Consider the following 18,174-nt stretch of genomic DNA (forward strand, 5'->3'; position numbering starts at 1 on the left):
TAGTGGAAAAATGAATCGTCAGCCCATGTTTACCCCGCAGCAGTTGCTTAGCTTTGTGGCGGTGTGTGAAACCTTCAGCTTTACCCGCGCCGCCGACAGAGTGCACCTGTCGCAATCCACTGTCAGCCAGCAGGTGCGACGTCTTGAAGAGATGTTAGGAAAGGAACTGCTGGTTCGCACCTCGCATCAGGTGCAGATCACCGAAGAGGGCGAAAAACTTTTAGGCTACGCCCGCCGGATTATTGCTCTGAATGGCGAAGCGCACGATGTGCTGAGTGACCAGTGGCGCGACGGCGTGTTGCGCCTTGGCGTGCCGGAGGATTTCGCTGCACCCACTGCCGGCCTGCTGGCGCACTTCAGCCGCGACCATCCGCAGTTGCGGCTGGATGTGATGAGTGGCATGCAGGTGGAGTTGCGTCGCGCCTGGCAGCGTGAAGAGCTCGACATCATGCTGATCAAGCAGCCTTACGGCGAGCGTCCGATGGCGTCGCGTCCCGAACCCCTGCTGTGGCTCGACAGCGCGGAGTGGCCCTGCTTTGAACAGACGCCGGTGCCGCTGGTGCTGTTTCCCCAGCAGGGGCTCTATCGTGACGAGGTGTGCCAGACGCTGGATGCGCTGGGTCGAAGCTGGCGCATTAGCTACAGCAGCGCCAGCCTGGTCGCGCTGGCCGCCGCCAGTGCTCAGGGACTGGGACTCACGTTACTGCCCGCCAGCTGCCGCCTGCCGCAACATCGGGTGCTGGGTCCTGAGCAGGGACTGCCGTTGATTGATACCTTTGAACTGGCACTGTTCTGCCGCCAGCCGCAGGATCCGTTGCAGCGCGAACTGGCAGAGTCACTGGCGGCCTTTGGCCAGCTGCGCTGGCAGTGAGATATCGAATTGTCGTCAGTGGAAAATAACGCAGCAGGGTGAAGCGTCGTTTGTCAGATTAATGTCTTGTTCACTTTGCAGGAGCCTCTGATGCCTATTTCCTCTTCACCGAGCCGCCGCGATTTCCTTGGACAAGGTGTTCGCTGGACCGCCGCAGGCGGCTTACTGGCCGCCGGTCTCGGGCAGGCCAGTGCCGCCACGTCCTCACCTTCACCCGCTATCAATCCCGACCAGTCCACCGCCCTGCCACAGCAGGATCACTACCTGCTGCGCAATGTGAGGCTGGAAGAAGGGTTTATTCGCGAGGATGACGAAATCGTCGCGACCCGGACCGGACGTTACGACATCAGCGTACGCGACGGTAAAATTGACCAGCTGGTGCCCGCAGGCCAGGGCGACAGCACGCTGCCGTCCTGGGACGCACAGGATGCCCTGCTGCTGCCCGCCACGCAGGATATGCACATTCACCTGGATAAAACCTTCTACGGCGGCCCGTGGCAGGCTCCGCGTCCCCGTCAGGGCAAAACCATCATGGATATGATTGCGCGCGAACAAGTCCTGATTCCGCAACTGCTGCCGCACTCCGAGGCGCGCGCTGAAGCCTTGATCGCTCTGTTGCACGCCAAAGGCACCACCCGCGCCCGCAGCCATTGCAACATTGATCCGGTCAGCGGCCTTAGGAGCCTGGAACATCTGCAGGCGGCATTAGCCCGGCACCCCGATTTTCCCTGCGAGATCGTTGCCTTCCCGCAGCACGGCCTGCTGCACTCGCAGGTTGACGGGCTGATGCGCGAAGCAATGCAGCACGGCGTTGAGTATGTCGGCGGGCTGGATCCCACCAATGTCGATGGTGCGATGGAGAGGTCGCTGGATGCGATGTTCCAGATTGCGCTCGATTACCAGCGCGGCGTGGATATTCATCTGCATGAAACCTCCCCTGCTGGCGTGGCGGCGATTCAGTACATGATTGACACCGTGGCGAAGAATCCGGTGCTAAAAGGCAAAGTGACGCTGAGCCACGGTTTCGCGCTGGCGACCCTGACCGGCAGCGCGCTGGACAGGATGATCGAAGGGCTGGCGGAGCAGCAGTTCAGCGTCGCCTCCACGCTGCCGATCGGCAAGCTCACCATGCCAGTTCCGCAGCTACAGAAAGCGGGTGTGAAAGTGATGACCGGCACAGACAGCGTCATCGATCACTGGTCACCCTTTGGCACGGGCAGCATGCTGGAAAAAGCGCATCTTTACGCACAACTCTATCGCGGCTCGGATGAATTCTCGCTGTCGCGGGCGCTGGCGATTGCCACAGGCGACCGGCTGCCACTCTCTGCTCAGGGTAAACGCCAGTGGCCCGTGACGGGCGATGACGCGAGTATGATGCTGGTGGCGGCGAGCTGTTCCGCCGAAGCCGTAGCCCGGATCTCGCCGGTGGTCGCGACCTTCTCGCGCGGTAAACCGGTCTTTGCACTGGCCTCAGCCTGACACAGCAAAACCGCATTGGGTTCACAGACGACCACCTGACGTGAAGCGATGGGAGCCTGCGCCTGAAGCAAAGCATCGCGGGCTACCACCCTTTTCACCGAGCCAGACTCAATCGACCGCGAGCCAGCCCTCTCCCCAAAAACAACAGAGCCTCCACAAGGGAGGCTCTGCATTTACCTGAGCGAAGTGCGGGTTACGCGCTTTTGGCCCATTGATTATTCGACATTAGTTCCATTGCCAGCGCGTATAAGCGACGATCTTCCTGATCACAGGGCTCATCTTCCGCATAACACGCAATCATCGAAGCGATCTTATCAGCCGATAAGCCCTCTCCATGAATATGCAGTGTCAGTACGGCGCGGCCTACTATTTTAAGCACATTTTCATGTGGTCCCTGGATGCGTTTACTCAATGCAAATACCCTCTACCGGTCGTTGTACCAGGAATATGGCGCGCTAAATATAAAGCAATTAGCTCAGGATTTTTATCGGCATGGAGAGCGATATTTTTTAATGATTAATTCTATTACTGGAGTGATTATTAAGGAATCATCTGATTAACAATGAAATAAATATTTAAAAACGGAGGGTTATAAAACAATGCATGGTCCTGGTAAATTATCACTTTGAAATGAAAAGCTTTACATTCAGCGAATCGATTAAAAAAAACCGTCTTTTCCAGGCAAACTTCAGTCTATTCCTAAGCGTACCGGCAGAGATAGTTTCATACCGTTAACCATCGAGGTTCCCGTTGCTGTCAGGCGTGCTTTCTGCCAGACTTGCCCCGCAATAATGCCCTACACTTTCAGCCTCAGAGGCCGCGCCCGTGACCGCTTTTTCTACCCTCAATTCGCTTCCCGACAGCCAGCTCGATAACCTGCGCGAGATGGGCTACACCAGCATGACGCCCGTGCAGGCTGCTACGCTGCCCGCCATTCTGCAGGGACGCGACGTGCGTGCGCAGGCAAAAACCGGCAGCGGTAAAACGGCTGCCTTTGGTATTGGTTTACTGCACCATATTGACAGCACCCGCTTTCAGACTCAGGCACTCATCCTGTGTCCAACCCGGGAACTGGCCGATCAGGTGGGCAACGTGCTGCGCCAGCTGGCCCGCTTCACCCGAAACATCAAAGTCCTCACCTTGTGTGGCGGACAACCGATGAGTGCACAGCGTGACTCGCTGGTGCATCCACCGCATATCGTGGTCGGCACGCCGGGTCGTATCCTCGACCACATCAACCGCGAAAACCTCAAACTGGACCAGCTCAACACGCTGGTACTGGATGAGGCAGATCGGATGCTGGAGATGGGTTTCCTCAATGATATGGAAACTATCATTGAGGCGACGCCCGCCTCGCGGCAGACGCTGCTCTTTTCCGCTACGTGGCCCGACGGCATCACCGCCATCAGTACCCGCTTCCAGCGTGATGCGCTGAGCGTGGTAACTGAAGAAGTCAGCGAACTGCCTTCAATTGACCAGCAGTTCTTTGAAGCCAGCCACAATGAAAAACTGGGTCTGCTCATCGCGCTGCTTAGCGACCGTCAGCCCTCATCCTGTGTGGTCTTCTGCAACACCAAACGTGAATGTGACGATGTCGCTGCGGCGCTTAACGCGCGTGATATCAGCGCCCTGCCATTGCATGGTGACCTGGAACAGCGCGATCGCGAACGTGTGCTGATCCGTTTTGCTAACGGCAGTGGACGCGTACTGGTTGCCACCGATGTCGCCGCGCGCGGACTGGATATCAAATCACTGGCGATGGTGGTCAACTACCAGCTTGCCTGGGATCCTGAAATCCACCTGCACCGCATCGGTCGTACAGCACGTGCAGGCGAACATGGCGTTGCCGTCAGCCTGGTTGCTGCCGATGAAATGGCGCGCGCACATGCACTGGAGGATTTCCTGCAGCAAAAACTGCCGTGGGTTTCTGCCAGCACGCTGAAAAAAGGCAGCAGCAAGCCTCTGCCTGCCGCCATGATGACATTGTGTATTGATGGTGGTCGTAAAGCCAAGATGCGTCCGGGAGACATTCTGGGTGCGCTGACCGGTGAAGCGGGTTATCGCGCCGATCAGATCGGTAAAATCGTTCTGACCCCAACCCATGCCTACGTGGCGATTGAAGCGAACCACGCTAAAGCGGCACTGGTGAAACTCAAGCAGGGCAAAATCAAAGGCAAAACCTGCCGGGCGATTCTGCTGAAGGACTGAATAAAATCGGGCGAGGTTATTACCTCGCCCGATTTCTTATGGCTCTTCGATTTGTGTCACATGCAGCGTGGTTTTATCCCCTTTGCCCTGTACCTTACCACTGACACGTACTTTGTCTTCCGCGGTGTAGGTTTTACCATCAAAGGTCTTCTTCGGTGCGATAATCGGTAACGTACCGGTGTTGTCGCGGAACTGATAGCGCTCGCCCTGCTCTTTCTTTACGATGTAACCTTCCAGCGTCACATACCCGCCCTGACGGAAATCGCGGATCTGATCAATATGTGTCTGACCGGTATCTTCTGAGCCTTTATAGCCCGCATCCTGCTTGTGCTGCGGCGGTGGCGCATCACCCGCTTTGTATCCGCCCTCTTCAGCCGACACACCCGCGCTCATCATCACCAGCAACGACGCTAAAATCACTTTTTTCATTTCACACTCCTTTATTGGAAAGGTGTCCATGTTGAACCTTCAGGGTTAAGCCTGGCACAATAATTGGCGTCCGTTTTATTTCACCTTTCTCTTCTCACCTTTTTCCGTTTGCTGCCGATAACCTGTTCACACCCTATTTCACCAGCTGCGTTAATGCAGAGGCAACCATGGATAATTTTCAGAAAGAGATCGATGAGAGAGCGAACCTCGCATTATCGAACAAGTTTGAGCTGCTGCTGTTTCGCTTAGGTTCTGATCAGCTGAAAGGCAAGTCTGAGCTGTTTGGCATTAACGTCTTCAAGCTGCGTGAAATTGTACCAATGCAGACCATCACCAAAGCCGCGGGAATGAGTTCGCCGCTGCTGGGTATGGCCAGTATTCGCGGTCAGTTCATTCCGGTCATCGACCTGCCTGCTGTGGCAGGTTGCGTACCTGAAACGGGCCTTAACCTGCTACTGGTCACCGAGTATGCCCGTAACACCCAGGCATTTGCCGTGGAATCCGTGGATAACATCGTGCGTCTCGACTGGAGCCAGGTCCATACCGCTGAAGCCGGTATCGGCGGTCGCAACATTACCAGCATCGCCTGCCTGGACACCGATAAGCAGGGCAGCGAGCTGGCGATGGTGCTGGACGTTGAGCAAATCCTGTATGACATCATCCCGTCGTCACGCGGCGTCGAGCCTGAAGCGGCCAAACCGCGTGCCTTCAACTATCGCCCGGGTGCGGTTGCGATTGTGGCAGAAGATTCCAAAGTCGCGCGTCAGCTGCTGGAGCAGGGACTGAAGAGCATGGGCATTCCGGCGCTGATGTTTAACACCGGCCTTGATGCCTGGGAAAAAATTAAGCTGCTAAGCCAGGAAGTGCAGGCTTCAGGCGAGTCGATTCACGACAAAATTGCCCTGGTACTGACCGATCTGGAGATGCCCGAGATGGATGGCTTTACGCTGACCCGCAACATCAAGCGTGACCCGATTCTGAAAACGCTGCCGGTCGTGATCCACTCCTCACTCTCTGGAAGCGCCAACGAAGACCACGTGCGTAAAGTGGGAGCCGACGGCTATGTGGCAAAGTTTGAGCTGAATGAACTTTCAGACGTGATTTTCAACGTTCTCGATACCGCCCGTTAAGTGAACACGGGCCGCAAAGAATGCCCGGCACACTTTTACTTTTTTGATCAGCGGAATCGCTGACCTGACCAGGAAACGACTATGCACATTGAAACTTTACCTGTTACGCCCGCACCTGCGACGCCTTCTCCTCAAAAGGTATTGCGTGGCCGTTTACGTCAGCTGGCCTGGATTAGCGCCGTCAGTTTAAGCGTCGCGTTCTGGGTAGGCCTCTACTTTTTAGTTTTCTGAATCCATTCATGTTTGTCTGGATCGGGCTGTCAGCACCACTGCTGACAGCCCTTTTTTTTGCCTGAATTCCGCCTCCGCTCGTTTGTTAACCTTTTCTGATGCTTTTCACTGATTATTTATTCACGCTGCGTGATTACTTAAAAATTATTAAAGATACAACTCCGCACTCCGATAACTGTATGCGCGAGATCACATTTTGCCTGCGGCTGTGACCACAGACTTCAGCACGGCTTTGCGTACAACAGCAGGGAATCTGAGTGTTGCTAATAAATTGATTAATACAATAACGGGGAAAAGAACATGTTCAGCATCAGGAATATGAAGGTCGGAATGCGGCTTGCAGCAGCCTTCGGCATTATTGTGACGTTACTGATAGTGATTGGTGTGACATCTATTACCAGAATTAACAATATCAATACGGCGATCTCGTCGATCGTTGATGATCGCTATGTGAAAGTACGACTGGCATTTGATGTGCGCGATGGCGTCAACGATCAGATCAAATACCTGCGCGGCATGGTGATCGACACGACACATCCGGAAAATAATGTGAAGCGTTATGGTCAGCTGGATGAAGCCACGCAACGTACCAACCGCGCCATGAAAAGGATTGAAGACATTCAGGTCACGCCAATCGGTAAGAAAAAAATCGCCGGTCTGCTGGCCTCTTCTCAGGCATTTGAAAAGGTCAAAGCCGAATTAATTACCCTGGTAAAAGCGGGCAACTTTGATGCAGCAAGCATCTATGTGTTGAAATCAATGACGGCTACCCAGAATAAATTCCTGCAGGATGCCGTGGATTTTGCCAACTCTCAGGATGCACAGCTGCGGACTGAAGGTCAGGGTATTGTGGAAAACGGCCAGTCTGCTATCTCCATCACGCTGATTTTCTCCGCACTGGCCATTCTTGCTTCTATCATGCTGGGCTACTTCCTGACCCGTTCAATCGTACGCCCGCTGGTTGCAGCTGTTGATGTCGCTGAACGTGTGGCGGCCGGCGATCTGAGTACCCAGATGCAGGTGACCTCACGCGATGAAACAGGTGTTCTGATGCAGGCATTGCAGCGGATGAACGATAACCTGCTATCAATTGTGACGGAAGTGCGTACCGGCTCCGACACTATCGCGGTTGCATCAACGCAGATTTCCAGCGGCAACCTTGATCTCTCAACCCGAACTGAGCAGCAGGCCAGCTCCCTGGAAGAGACCGCCTCTGCGATGGAGCAGATGACGTCGACGGTGAAACACAATGCCGACAACGCGCGTGAAGCTAATCACCTGGTTTCCACCACCTCAAGCGTGGCACGTGAAGGTGGCGTGGTCATGGAGCAGGTCATCGAGAAGATGGAAGCCATCGCCCTCTCCTCACGCAAAATTGTCGATATTATCAGCGTTATCGACTCGATTGCCTTTCAGACCAATATCCTGTCCCTTAACGCCGCCGTAGAAGCCGCGCGCGCGGGTGAACAGGGTCGTGGCTTTGCCGTCGTGGCGAGTGAAGTGCGTAATCTGGCACAGCGCTCAGCTTCCGCAGCCAAAGAGATTAAGGTGCTGATTGAAGATTCTGTCGCTAAAGTCGATGAAGGCAGCAAACTGGTGACGCATGCAGGTTCAACCATCGGTGAAGTGGTGAACAGCGTGCAGAGCGTGGCAAACATTATGAGCGAAATCACGATCGCCAGCAGCGAACAGAGCAGCGGCATCCATGAAATCAATCAGGCAATTACTCAGATGGAAGCGGTAACGCAGCAGAACGCAGCGCTGGTACAGGAAGCATCAGCCGCCTCTCAGGCACTGCAGGATCAAGCCGAGCGCATGGCACAGGCGATGAGCGTGTTCAATACCGGCAAGCTTTCTCTGCAACCCGTACTGCGTTAATCCTTCTTAACGGCCCGCCCCGGCGGGTCTTTTTTTACGCGATGATGGAGAGCGGATAGATTTCAGGCTGTTAACACTGTTCCGAGACAAAGAAAGCTGACGCCACCCGGCGCGTGCAGGAAGGGTTTGAGGTTTGAGGTTTGAGGTTTGAGGTTTGAGGTTTGAGGTTTGAGGTTTGAGGTTTGAGGTTTGAGGTTTGAGGTTTGAGGTTTGAGGTTTGAGGTTTGAGGTTTGAGGTTTGAGGTTTGAGGTTTGAGGTTTGAGGTTTGAGGTTTGAGGTTTGAGGACAGGAATAGCGGACACAAAAAAGGCCGCCAGAGGCGACCTTTTATTACTATAAATGCAACAACGCTATAAAGCTCACTAGCCTTTATCAGAGCGCGCGAAGCTGGCTCTGAGTTGCAATCCTTGCCATGTTCACCTGAACGACGACAGATTTGCAGAAAATGCATTTCGCTCCATGCGGATTGGCTCTTGTAACATCAAAATGTGATGTACGAAACTGTGAGCCATTACAGTGAGGACACTTAAAAGTAATTTTCAGTCCTTAGAGACCAACAACGTTCGCAGCAGCTGGGCCTTTGGCGCCATTTTCTACTGTGAATTCAACTTGCTGACCTTCATCTAATGAACGGAAATCGGTGCCCTGGATTGCAGAGAAATGTACGAATACATCTTTGCTGCCGTCTGCAGGAGAAATGAAACCGAAGCCTTTCTCTGCGTTAAACCATTTAACGGTACCGCGAATTTTGTTAGACATGCTTAAATCCTTAATATATCGAGCCTTCCGGCATAATGGCCTGAGAACAGATTTTAATCAGAACGTAAGAGAAGACTCAAAAAGAAGGGATGTCTCGCGACAAACTTAGAGATGAGAACTGCTTTGGTTACTTACTTTGATAGTGTCTGTTAATCAAACCGACGATTCATTAGGCCACACTTCTCACAGTGACGCAACTCCTAATTCAAATTAATTGTAATCCGTCGACTGGAGAACATGAAAGCGCGAGACTCTCTCAGGGAAGCAACCTGGCAGGGCTCTGCAGCGATGCGTCCCTGCCGACATAAAGAGAAGTGGAGATACCCACAGAGCAAAAAAGGGCGAGGCTCACGCCTCGCCCAAAACATGCCGATTATCAGTCGTAGTAAGGAACCTTACGGTCCACGCCGTTGATATTGATCAGCACAAAACCGGTTGGCGCGGTCTTATTCGCCGGTGTACCCGCCGCAGTCGCCAGCGTCACCACCCCTTTCTCGTTGGCACCGATACCCGCCAGCCCATTGTGCATGCCGAAACGTGCAGCGGGTTTCAGGTTGCTGATTTTGGTGATGTCATCAACCATCGTCATATCTGACTGGAACAGCGAGCAGGAACCGGTATCAAACCGGGTGGGACCCGTGGTCTTCAGATTGAACATGGTCTCGCCGCTATTGGCTTTCAGCTTGACCCAGATTACGGCATAGGTGGTCCCTACCCGGCCATAACGAATGTCCAGCACAGAAGGTTGTCCCATATGGTAAGCATCGGCCCAGACCGTCTCCAGTCGCTGCAGGTTGATCAGGGTTTTACCGGTGGCCGGCATATTTACCGGTGAACCGGCGGTGCCGGACGGCGTGGTGGCATCCGCTTTACCGATCAGCTCCATCACCCATTGCTGGTTAGGCGCCGGGAAATAGAGCTGCCCCAGCCGATACCAGTTATCGGTAGCGGTGTTGTTCACCACTTTATAGCCACTGTAATAGCCGGCACGCAGTGAACCGGTCATGAACGTGCCGTAGTTCTCATCCCGACGGTAGCCATATTCAAAAGTCGATAGCCATTTGTTTCCGGCTATATCATTGGTGATTTTCGCCCCCGCCTGCAGGTTGATATGACGCATCACCACGCGGGCATTGTTGAGATTGAGCGGCGTGGCGCAATCTTCAATGTTAAGCGTTTCGATGTTCCAGCCCCCGTCCGACAGATCACCCGGGTTAGTCGTGTGCTCAATCCAGACGTTGCGCATGACTCCCTGTGTGACGCGCGGCATGTAGAGCGTGGCGTCCCCATAGCCCGACTGGAAGTTAGCATTACACAGCTCAATCGCTGTTGAGTGGTCCCAGTTTCCCTTTGGTGTATTTGACCAGCCGACATCAAACACACGGGAATAGGTACTGGAGCTGTAGATCTGATCGAATTTACTGTCGAGCGTATCCTGCAGTTTAAAGACAGTTCCCCCGGTGCTTTGAGCCTTGAAGCAGAAGATATTGACGATCTGGCCTCCAACAATCGTATTTTCAAAGAATGGCTGAATGTTGCTGCACTGTTCAGGCGTGACGGTGACTTTGAGAGAGGTGTCGACAGTTCCGGCGTTAGCCTGTCCGTGCCAGCAAATGCCTTTAATGACGATTTTGCGCGCATTCACCTTGAATACCGTATTCGCGCTTTTGTCAGAGACAATGGTGGTGCGGGGTGACGATCCGAGTTCGGTATCATCACCGCTGATACCAAAGAACGGCAACTCCGTATCGGTGAGATCGATGGGTGAAATCAGGAAGCGGCCACCCGGAAATCGCACCGGCATCGCTTTCACGTAGGTGTTGTAGGTCTGGGTCCATGCCAGCATCCGCTTGAAAGCATCAGTATCATCGGTGACGCCATCCCCTTTCGCACCGAAGTGCAGAATGTTCACTTCCGTAGGATCGTTGATGGTGCGTTTCCAGTAGAAACCGTTGCCTATCGCCACCGTACCGCCATCATCTTTTAGCGGTGTCGTACTCAGGAAACCGACAAAGTCTGCGCCACCCCGGAAGCTGGAGTCCTTATCGTAATAGCGTTTAAGGCTGGCGACTTCACCTGATTTTGGTGGAACAGTGGTACGCAGTTCAGCAAAAGAGTTAACTTCGATCATAGAATCCTCCTCAGGATCACAGAGATATCGCGCTGAAATCAGCGCACTACTTAGCCGCAGCCGGATGGCCGCAAAGGGAGTCCCACATGTCGTTGTGGGTGTTGATGGCGCGCACCGTACGAACGTCCATTTTTTGCGCGTCATCGCCGTAGGTATAAAGAGGGGAAAAAAGTACGCAGGCAGAGTCGGTAATTGCTACCGGCTCAGGGTTTGTGGTATTTCGACTGCTGCAGCTTGTCACGAGCAGTAGCGTCATCAAGGCTATGGTTGTCGGTCGCCACACGGTTAGCCTCCTCGCGGTTGTGTTGTTGCTGTTGCGCCACCGCGCTAACGCGGGACGCCTCCTGTTGCGCGTTATCGACGTCAGAACGTGCTTTTTGCTGCACTTTGCCGATTTTTTTGCCGCCGAAATAACTGGCGCCCAGCGCCGCAATCACGCCAGCGAGTGCGGCCAGCCAGTGCCAGCTGCCGCCCAGTAAGGTGGTAATGAGAGTCATGGTTTCGCTCCTCCCGCCTGCTCCTTCGCGGTGAGCAGGTTTTTCTGACGAACAAACTGGGCAATCACCCCCATCGCCACCATGAACGCGCCCACGAGCCCCAGGTAGTTGTGTGGCAGAATCGATTTCACGTCTTCCGGCAGCACGTTCCAGGCATCAACGGCGGCAGAGGGGAATGACTGCGCCCAGGCGCTGAGCATGGAGCCCAACGACGCAAGCCAGACAGACCAGGTTTTGAAGAGCAGGCGGGCATGAGAGACAAACTGCAGGGTGGTAAAGCGCTGCAGCAGCAGCAGAATGATGATTGCCGTCAGCACGGCAATGAGAAACATGAGCCATCTCATAGCAGCCCCCTGTAAATCGCATAGGTGCCGGTGCGCATCATCTCCGCATGACGCCGGGCCCGGCCCGGCGTCTGACGCGCCCAGAGGCTGTTCATCATCGCGTCAGCCGCATCACTAAACTGTTCAGCGATGATGGAGGTGAGCATGTTTTTGAACTGCAGGACGCCCTCCACGCCCAGTTGATACGTCATGCTCAGCAACACATCGGTGCGAGCGTCATTGCACTTTGTCAGCGCATCGCGCAGCAGCTCCCTGCCCTGCATCTCCTGAACTTTGTTTTCCAGAATGCACTGCTTCCAGACATCACCGACGCGCCGTGGCACGCGGAAAGTGTAATTACTGAGCGACGCCCCTTTTGGCCCAATGCGTATGCCGCCCGCCACCGTGGGGAAACCCAGCGTGTCGAGATAAGGTGTGTCGACATATCCCTCTTCAAAATTCAGTACTGCGATGATCTGGCTCATACGGACTCCTCAATGACGAATTAAGGCCTTCAGCCTTGTGAAAATAAATACATAACGCCCGCTGATCATTAACAAGCCCGGCACAGCAAAAGGCCTTGCTGAAGCTGCAGCAAAACTAAACAGTAATTCAGCAGATTGCGCCCAATGAGAGCTGGAGATAACAAAGCCTTAGCCGGAACGAAAAACGGCGCGCGCTTCGTGCTTCAGCTCACGGCGTAGAGATGAACATGCGGAAGACAGCAATTGTCGAAACTGGGTGTTTCCTGACTGGTCACGCGGGGTGTTGTGATTGCGCGATCAACGCGCGGGGCGACCTGACGCTGGCAGATTTGCTCTGCACGCCTCAGGGTTGGTGGTTCAGCTGGAAAGTTCAGTGCCTGATCGATGCTCTGTTGCAGGCTGCTGAGAGGCTGGCGCCGCCGATGGCGACGCGTACGAGCGTTGCCAGTGAAAACGCTTTTGCCATAGTGAATAATCGCCATAACTCCTCCTGTGAATGAGTATTTGGCGATGGGGTGGCAGGCGCGAGCTTTCGGGAAACCGAAGGGACCCGAATGTCGTATATCGCGGTCGCACGCTCACCGCCCGGCTGCGTAAGCAGCCAGGTGGAAAGTAAGCGAGGGGAAATAAACGGCATCTGACGACGCTGCATTTGCGCATCCACCCCATCCCAAAGTTCACTGACTTTTGGGTGGTATGATTCGCGCTTGTGCAGCGCCTGAATTGTTTAAGAGCGGGTCATCCCTGAAAAGAACGTCTTCGTTCATCCATGTCCAAATTATTAACAGGTTCTTATGCTTTATCAAACACTGTTGGTTAATTTTTTATTTACCGCTGGTTAAATTTATGAATTTATGCCGATTATTTTTTTGCAGCTCTCCGGAGAAAAGCGGCAGAAACGGCTTTAGCCGAGAATTTGATAGTGTCGCGCCTGGCTCATAATCACTTTTGCGAGCACCTTCAGGCTGGTGACCTCATCACGATTGAGATACCACGTTTCATAGCGTTTATTATCTGATATCACTGCAATTTTTTTATGCTGCAGCTGCAGGCGTTTGAGGTAGAGCTGCTCGTCGAGGGTAAAAATATAGATACCATCGCCGTCAAACATCCGCACGCTGATATCCACAAACAGCTGATCGCGCGGTGCAAAGGTGTCAGCCATAGAATCACTGTTGATAGCGATCAACCGAATGTTTTCCGCCGGACGGCCGTTGAACAGAACCCGTGCCTCATCCAGACCATATTCAATCGCCTGGATAGTCTCGACAAACTCATCGCGCGCGGGCAGGCCCGCAGCACTGCGCTGACCAATGTCGAGGCTATCAATACGAAACACACTCTTTTGGCCAGTGAGTGTACTCATCGCTACAGGTTCAGTGGATTGCTCCATGCCGTACTGGAGCCACTCTACCCTGACGCCCAGCAATTGACTGAGTGCCAGTAAATTGCCGCCATCAGGCACTGACTGCGCGTTAAACCACTTCCACACGCCTGGCGTTGAAATTTTACAGCCTTGCTGCTGCAGAGCTCTGGCAACCTGTTTGTTTCGTCCATGTCCGACAATGCCGGCACTCTCACAGGCCGCTATCAGCCTGGCGGTGAAAGCTTGTCTTGTACTTTCTTTTTTAACCATTAGTTAATAATCAGCCATAGAAGAGATACTGGATGTTATTTTCGTTATTGCTACCAGTTCATTTTATATTACCGCTCGTTTACTACCTAACCGCTTTATCAAGCATTGCTAACTATCATTATCCGCTTCAGCCTGCGGCTAAACAAAAAATATTGCCTCAGGCCGCTTGCAGCCCCGGCTTTCAGGAATGTTCCGTAAGAAATTGCGTGAATATCAGGCAGCATAATTGCCAGGGATGACGAGAACAGAACAGAAAATGATCTGATGCGCAGAAAATCCTATCTTTCACTGGTCCGAAAAATCGGGATAAAAAAAACGGGAGCCTTTGAAAGACTCCCGCTTTGTTAAAAATTATCGTCGTTATGGGCGGAGCGTATCGTCTCCCCACGCTATCCATTTATAGGTGGTCAGCGCCTCTAACCCCATGGGGCCACGGGCATGCAATTTCTGTGTACTGACCGCCACTTCCGCGCCCAGGCCAAATTGACCCCCATCGGTGAAGCGGGTGCTGGCGTTGACATAAACCGCTGACGAGTCGACCTGACGAACAAAACGCGCGGCATTACGCGTATTACGGGTGAGGATAGCATCTGAGTGCTGTGTGCCGTGCGTACGAATGTGATCGATCGCCTCATCCATATCCGCCACCAATTTAACGTTAAGATCCAGCGACAGCCACTCGTTATTGTATTGCTGAGGATTCACGGGTTTCACCGGGGCGGGGCCATGCTGAAGTTGTGCCAGCACGTTGCTGTCAGCATGCAGCGCGATTCCTTCCTGCGCCATTCGCGCGCTGAAAGCTGGCAGAAAACGTTCGGCCATCGCCTGGTCCACCAGCAGCGTTTCCAGTGAGTTACAGGCGCTGGGACGCTGTTTCTTGGCGTTGACGATCACATCAAGTGCCGGTTCAATCTCCATCGTCTCATCAATGTAGATATGGCAGACGCCAATGCCGCCGGTAATCACCGGAATGGTGGAGTTCTCGCGACACAGTTTATGCAGCCCGGCTCCGCCGCGCGGGATTAGCATGTCGACGTAGCGATCCAGCTTCAGCAGCTGATTCACCAGCTCGCGGTCAGGATTTTCAATCGCCTGGACAATGGCTACCGGTAAACCGTGCTGCTTCAGCGCTTTCTGAATGACCCGAACGGTGGCCGCATTGGTGCGCCAGGTCTCTTTGCCGCCACGCAGAATAGCGGCGTTGCCGGTTTTCAGGCACAGACTGGCGACGTCAACCGTCACATTAGGGCGCGCCTCATAAATCACCGCAACGACGCCCAGCGGCACGCGACGGCGTTCAATGCGCAGCCCGCTGTCGAGCTGACCACCGTCGATTAACTGCCCTACCGGATCGGCAAGCTGACAAACCTGGCGCACATCGCTGGCGATGCTGCTGAGGCGTTGCGGATTAAGCGTCAGTCGATCTAATAACGCGGCGCTCATGCCGTTCTGACGCGCATCGGCTAAATCCAGCTCGTTAGCCGCCAGAATGTCAGCGCTCTCGGCTTCCAACCGGTCAGCAATGGTCATCAGAACATCGTTCTTTTCTGCCGTTGACAGATCGGCCACGGTATACGCTGCGGCACGCGCCGCTTTTCCCATCTCTTCAAGCATTGTCCGCTCCTTAACTGACGATCATGTCGTCGCGGTGAACCGCCACCGGGCCATATTCATATCCCAGGATCTCGCTGATCTGCTGACTGTGATGACCGGCGATCATTCGCATCGCGTCGCTGTTGTAGCGTGAAACGCCGTGAGCGATATCCCGGCCCTGCAGGCTGCGAATGCGGATCACTTCACCGCGAGAGAAATTCCCCTGGATCGCCCGGATCCCTTTCGGCAGCAGCGAACTGCCACGTTCGATAATGGCTGCCAGTGCACCGTCATCGACGGTGATCTCACCCGCCGGTGGCGCACCGAAAATCCAGCGTTTACGGTTTTCCAGTGGCGATTGCTGCGCATGGAAGCGCGTACCGACCGGCTTACCATCAATCACATCGCTGATCACGCCGCTGCGGCTGCCCGAGGCGATGATCACATCGATACCGGCACGACAGGCAACATCCGCCGCCTGAAGCTTAGTCGACATGCCGCCAGTGCCGAGCCCGGAAACACTGTCGCCCGCCAGGGCGCGCAACGCATCATCAATGATATGCACATCACTGATCAGCTCAGCCTCAGGATTGTTACGGGGATCGGCGGTAAAAAGCCCCTGCTGATCGGTCAGGAGCAGCAGCTTGTCGGCGCCGCCGAGCATCGCCGCCAGCGCAGAGAGATTGTCGTTGTCGCCCACTTTGATTTCAGCGGTGGCGACAGCATCGTTCTCATTGATCACCGGCACAATATGGTTATCCAGCAGCGCACGCAGCGTGTCGCGGGCGTTCAGAAAGCGTTCGCGATCTTCCATGTCGGCACGGGTCAACAGCATCTGACCAATATGAATACCGTAGATAGAAAATAACTGTTCCCACAGCTGAATCAGACGACTCTGCCCCACCGCAGCCAGCAGCTGCTTTGAGGCGATGGTCGGTGGCAGTTCGGGGTAGCCCAGATGTTCGCGTCCGGCGGCCATTGCGCCAGAAGTCACGATCACAATGCGGTGGCCTGCGGCGTGCTGCTGCGCACACTGACGAACCAGTTCCACCATGTGCGCCCTGTTCAACCGGCGAGATCCGCCGGTGAGAACGCTGGTACCCAACTTGACCACTAAGGTCTGACTGCCACTCATATTTCCTGCCGTAGAGAAAAATTTTTACGAAAGGACGTTTTAACAGGAGTCGATAAGGAAGCCAACAGCCAGCGGGGGAAAAGCACGAAATTACGCGGACAAGGAGGTAGACCAAAAGTTCATGGTTAACAAGAAATCATGAAAAGTGTCATAAAAAGTTCATCACTGACGGGTAAAAAGTCCGTGTTTTACAAAAACTTTCATTTTTTTACGTTGTTCACATTGGGATTGATAGCAAATGAAGAAAAGCACACTGGCCATGCTCCTCTCCACGCTGACGCTGGCTTCTGCCGCGCAGGCTGCCGAAATCTATAACAAAGATGGCAACAAACTGGATTTGTACGGCAAAGTTAAAGCTGAGCACTACATCAGCGATAATGCCAGCCAGGATGGAGACAAGTCCTATACCCGTATCGGCTTTAAGGGTCAGACACAGATTAACGACCTGATGACCGGTTATGGTCAGTGGGAATATCAGTACAACGTTAACAACTCCGAAGGCAGTGACGCCAACAATGGCAATAAAACCCGCCTCGGGTTTGCTGGTCTGAAATTCTCTCAGTACGGTTCGGTAGATTATGGCCGTAACTACGGTGTGCTGTATGACGTTGAAGCCTGGACTGACGTATTCCCGGAATTCGGCGGTGACGGTACAGCCCGCTCTGATAACTTTATGACACAGCGCGCCACCGGTGTTGCGACTTATCGTAACAATAACTTCTTTGGTCTGGTCGATGGCCTGAAATTTGCGCTGCAGTACCAGGGCAAAAATGACGCGTCCAGCACCAACACCCGTACTGATATTAACCGTCAGAATGGCGACGGCTACGGTGCGTCTCTCGGCTATGCTCTGGGTGATTCTGGTGTGAGCCTGATGAGTGCCATCACCTCATCTGACCGCACCAACCAGCAACAGGCGCGCGCTTATGGCGGCGGTGACCGTGCGGATTCCTGGGGCGCAGGCGTGAAGTATGATGCTAACAGTGTCTACCTGGCCGCAATCTACACCGATACCCGTAATATGACGCCAATTAGCGGTACCAACCGTGCCACCGGCGCAGCGGTTGCGGGCGCAGCCAACAAAGCGCAGAACATCGAACTGGTGGCGCAGTATCAGTTTGATTTCGGCCTGCGTCCGTCTATCGGGTATGTACAGACCAAAGGCAAAGATATCGAAAACGGTATCGGCGATGCGGATCTGGTGAAATATATCGATGTGGGCGCGACCTACTACTTCAACAAAAATATGTCCGCCTTCGTTGATTACAAAATCAACCAACTGCCTGACGACAATGCGCTGTCGCTTAACAACGACGACATTGTGGCGATGGGTGTGACTTACCAGTTCTGATTTCAGGCTCGCAAACCGGGCAGATTTGGAGCTGGCA

Annotated in this window: 19 protein-coding genes; 7 read left to right on the plus strand and 12 right to left on the minus strand. The window is 54.0% G+C overall.

The window, feature by feature from the left end:
• Positions 1 to 10 precede the first annotated feature (10 nt).
• Together EE896_RS15095 and EE896_RS15100 are read left to right on the plus strand one after the other, a co-directional pair.
• Positions 11 to 871: a LysR family transcriptional regulator gene (locus tag EE896_RS15095; protein ID WP_003850092.1), complete on the plus strand. Its 861-nt coding sequence runs from the start codon at positions 11 to 13 to the stop codon at positions 869 to 871.
• Positions 872 to 961: 90 nt separating this feature from the next.
• The gene (locus EE896_RS15100; RefSeq protein WP_140916028.1) at positions 962 to 2,350 is read left to right on the plus strand and encodes an amidohydrolase family protein; all 1,389 of its coding nucleotides are present in this window, start codon (positions 962 to 964) and stop codon (positions 2,348 to 2,350) included.
• Between the two features lie 193 nt (positions 2,351 to 2,543).
• Here the strand turns inward: EE896_RS15100 and EE896_RS15105 are convergent, their stop codons facing one another.
• Positions 2,544 to 2,762, minus strand: a complete 219-nt coding sequence (locus EE896_RS15105) for a hypothetical protein (protein ID WP_008924853.1) — start codon at positions 2,760 to 2,762, stop codon at positions 2,544 to 2,546.
• Positions 2,763 to 3,175: 413 nt separating this feature from the next.
• On the opposite strand from EE896_RS15105, the gene dbpA reads away from it, so the two are divergent.
• Positions 3,176 to 4,558: an ATP-dependent RNA helicase DbpA gene (gene dbpA / locus EE896_RS15110; RefSeq protein ID WP_008924852.1), complete on the plus strand. Its 1,383-nt coding sequence runs from the start codon at positions 3,176 to 3,178 to the stop codon at positions 4,556 to 4,558.
• A 36-nt stretch (positions 4,559 to 4,594) separates the two neighbouring features.
• On the opposite strand, the gene EE896_RS15115 is transcribed toward dbpA, so the two are convergent.
• Positions 4,595 to 4,987 carry a YgiW/YdeI family stress tolerance OB fold protein gene (locus tag EE896_RS15115; protein WP_008924851.1) on the minus strand — a complete coding sequence of 131 codons (393 nt, stop codon included), beginning with the start codon at positions 4,985 to 4,987 and terminating at the stop codon, positions 4,595 to 4,597.
• Between the two features lie 167 nt (positions 4,988 to 5,154).
• Here EE896_RS15115 and EE896_RS15120 point away from each other — a divergent pair, with 167 nt between their 5' ends.
• The 3 genes from EE896_RS15120 (at position 5,155) to EE896_RS15125 (ending at position 8,226) form a co-directional block, all read left to right on the plus strand.
• Positions 5,155 to 6,117: a chemotaxis protein gene (locus tag EE896_RS15120; RefSeq protein ID WP_140916029.1), complete on the plus strand. Its 963-nt coding sequence runs from the start codon at positions 5,155 to 5,157 to the stop codon at positions 6,115 to 6,117.
• Positions 6,118 to 6,198: 81 nt separating this feature from the next.
• The gene (locus EE896_RS22425) at positions 6,199 to 6,348 is read left to right on the plus strand and encodes a hypothetical protein (RefSeq protein ID WP_003850104.1); all 150 of its coding nucleotides are present in this window, start codon (positions 6,199 to 6,201) and stop codon (positions 6,346 to 6,348) included.
• 300 nt (positions 6,349 to 6,648) lie between these two features.
• A complete protein-coding gene (locus tag EE896_RS15125) occupies positions 6,649 to 8,226 on the plus strand; it encodes a methyl-accepting chemotaxis protein (RefSeq protein WP_033761898.1) in 1,578 nt (525 codons plus the stop codon).
• Positions 8,227 to 8,599: 373 nt separating this feature from the next.
• Here the strand turns inward: EE896_RS15125 and ymcF are convergent, their stop codons facing one another.
• The 10 genes from ymcF to proB form a co-directional block, all read right to left on the minus strand.
• Positions 8,600 to 8,770 carry a cold shock small protein YmcF gene (ymcF, locus tag EE896_RS22670; RefSeq protein WP_085980553.1) on the minus strand — a complete coding sequence of 57 codons (171 nt, stop codon included), beginning with the start codon at positions 8,768 to 8,770 and terminating at the stop codon, positions 8,600 to 8,602.
• A 3-nt stretch (positions 8,771 to 8,773) separates the two neighbouring features.
• The gene (cspE, locus tag EE896_RS15130; RefSeq protein ID WP_003854408.1) at positions 8,774 to 8,986 is read right to left on the minus strand and encodes a transcription antiterminator/RNA stability regulator CspE; all 213 of its coding nucleotides are present in this window, start codon (positions 8,984 to 8,986) and stop codon (positions 8,774 to 8,776) included.
• Positions 8,987 to 9,362: 376 nt separating this feature from the next.
• Positions 9,363 to 11,117, minus strand: a complete 1,755-nt coding sequence (locus EE896_RS15135; RefSeq protein WP_105099456.1) for a glycosyl hydrolase family 28-related protein — start codon at positions 11,115 to 11,117, stop codon at positions 9,363 to 9,365.
• 203 nt (positions 11,118 to 11,320) lie between these two features.
• Positions 11,321 to 11,614 carry a hypothetical protein gene (locus EE896_RS15140; RefSeq protein WP_105099457.1) on the minus strand — a complete coding sequence of 98 codons (294 nt, stop codon included), beginning with the start codon at positions 11,612 to 11,614 and terminating at the stop codon, positions 11,321 to 11,323.
• On the minus strand, positions 11,611 to 11,958 hold the full coding sequence (locus tag EE896_RS15145; RefSeq protein WP_008924848.1) for a DUF7940 domain-containing protein: 348 nt from the start codon (positions 11,956 to 11,958) through the stop codon (positions 11,611 to 11,613). Before EE896_RS15145 ends, EE896_RS15140 begins: the two co-directional genes overlap by 4 nt.
• Positions 11,955 to 12,422: a lysozyme family protein gene (locus tag EE896_RS15150; protein ID WP_003854415.1), complete on the minus strand. Its 468-nt coding sequence runs from the start codon at positions 12,420 to 12,422 to the stop codon at positions 11,955 to 11,957. The genes EE896_RS15145 and EE896_RS15150 overlap by 4 nt, the downstream gene beginning before the upstream one ends.
• A 203-nt stretch (positions 12,423 to 12,625) precedes the next feature.
• On the minus strand, positions 12,626 to 12,904 hold the full coding sequence (locus EE896_RS15155; protein ID WP_003854417.1) for a transcriptional antitermination N peptide: 279 nt from the start codon (positions 12,902 to 12,904) through the stop codon (positions 12,626 to 12,628).
• Positions 12,905 to 13,326: 422 nt separating this feature from the next.
• Positions 13,327 to 14,058, minus strand: coding sequence for a S24 family peptidase (locus EE896_RS15160; RefSeq protein WP_008924846.1), 732 nt, complete (start codon positions 14,056 to 14,058; stop codon positions 13,327 to 13,329).
• A 360-nt stretch (positions 14,059 to 14,418) separates the two neighbouring features.
• Positions 14,419 to 15,672: a glutamate-5-semialdehyde dehydrogenase gene (gene proA, locus EE896_RS15165; protein WP_105099458.1), complete on the minus strand. Its 1,254-nt coding sequence runs from the start codon at positions 15,670 to 15,672 to the stop codon at positions 14,419 to 14,421.
• A gap of 10 nt (positions 15,673 to 15,682) precedes the next feature.
• Positions 15,683 to 16,786: a glutamate 5-kinase gene (gene proB / locus EE896_RS15170; RefSeq protein WP_008924844.1), complete on the minus strand. Its 1,104-nt coding sequence runs from the start codon at positions 16,784 to 16,786 to the stop codon at positions 15,683 to 15,685.
• Between the two features lie 238 nt (positions 16,787 to 17,024).
• Between proB and ompC the strand changes: the two genes are divergently transcribed.
• Entirely contained in the window at positions 17,025 to 18,137 is a 1,113-nt protein-coding gene (gene ompC, locus EE896_RS15175) for a porin OmpC (RefSeq protein WP_008924843.1), read from the plus strand.
• The last annotated feature ends 37 nt before the right edge of the window (positions 18,138 to 18,174 follow it).

The organism is Pantoea eucalypti (assembly GCF_009646115.1).
GTDB lineage: Bacteria > Pseudomonadota > Gammaproteobacteria > Enterobacterales > Enterobacteriaceae > Pantoea > Pantoea eucalypti.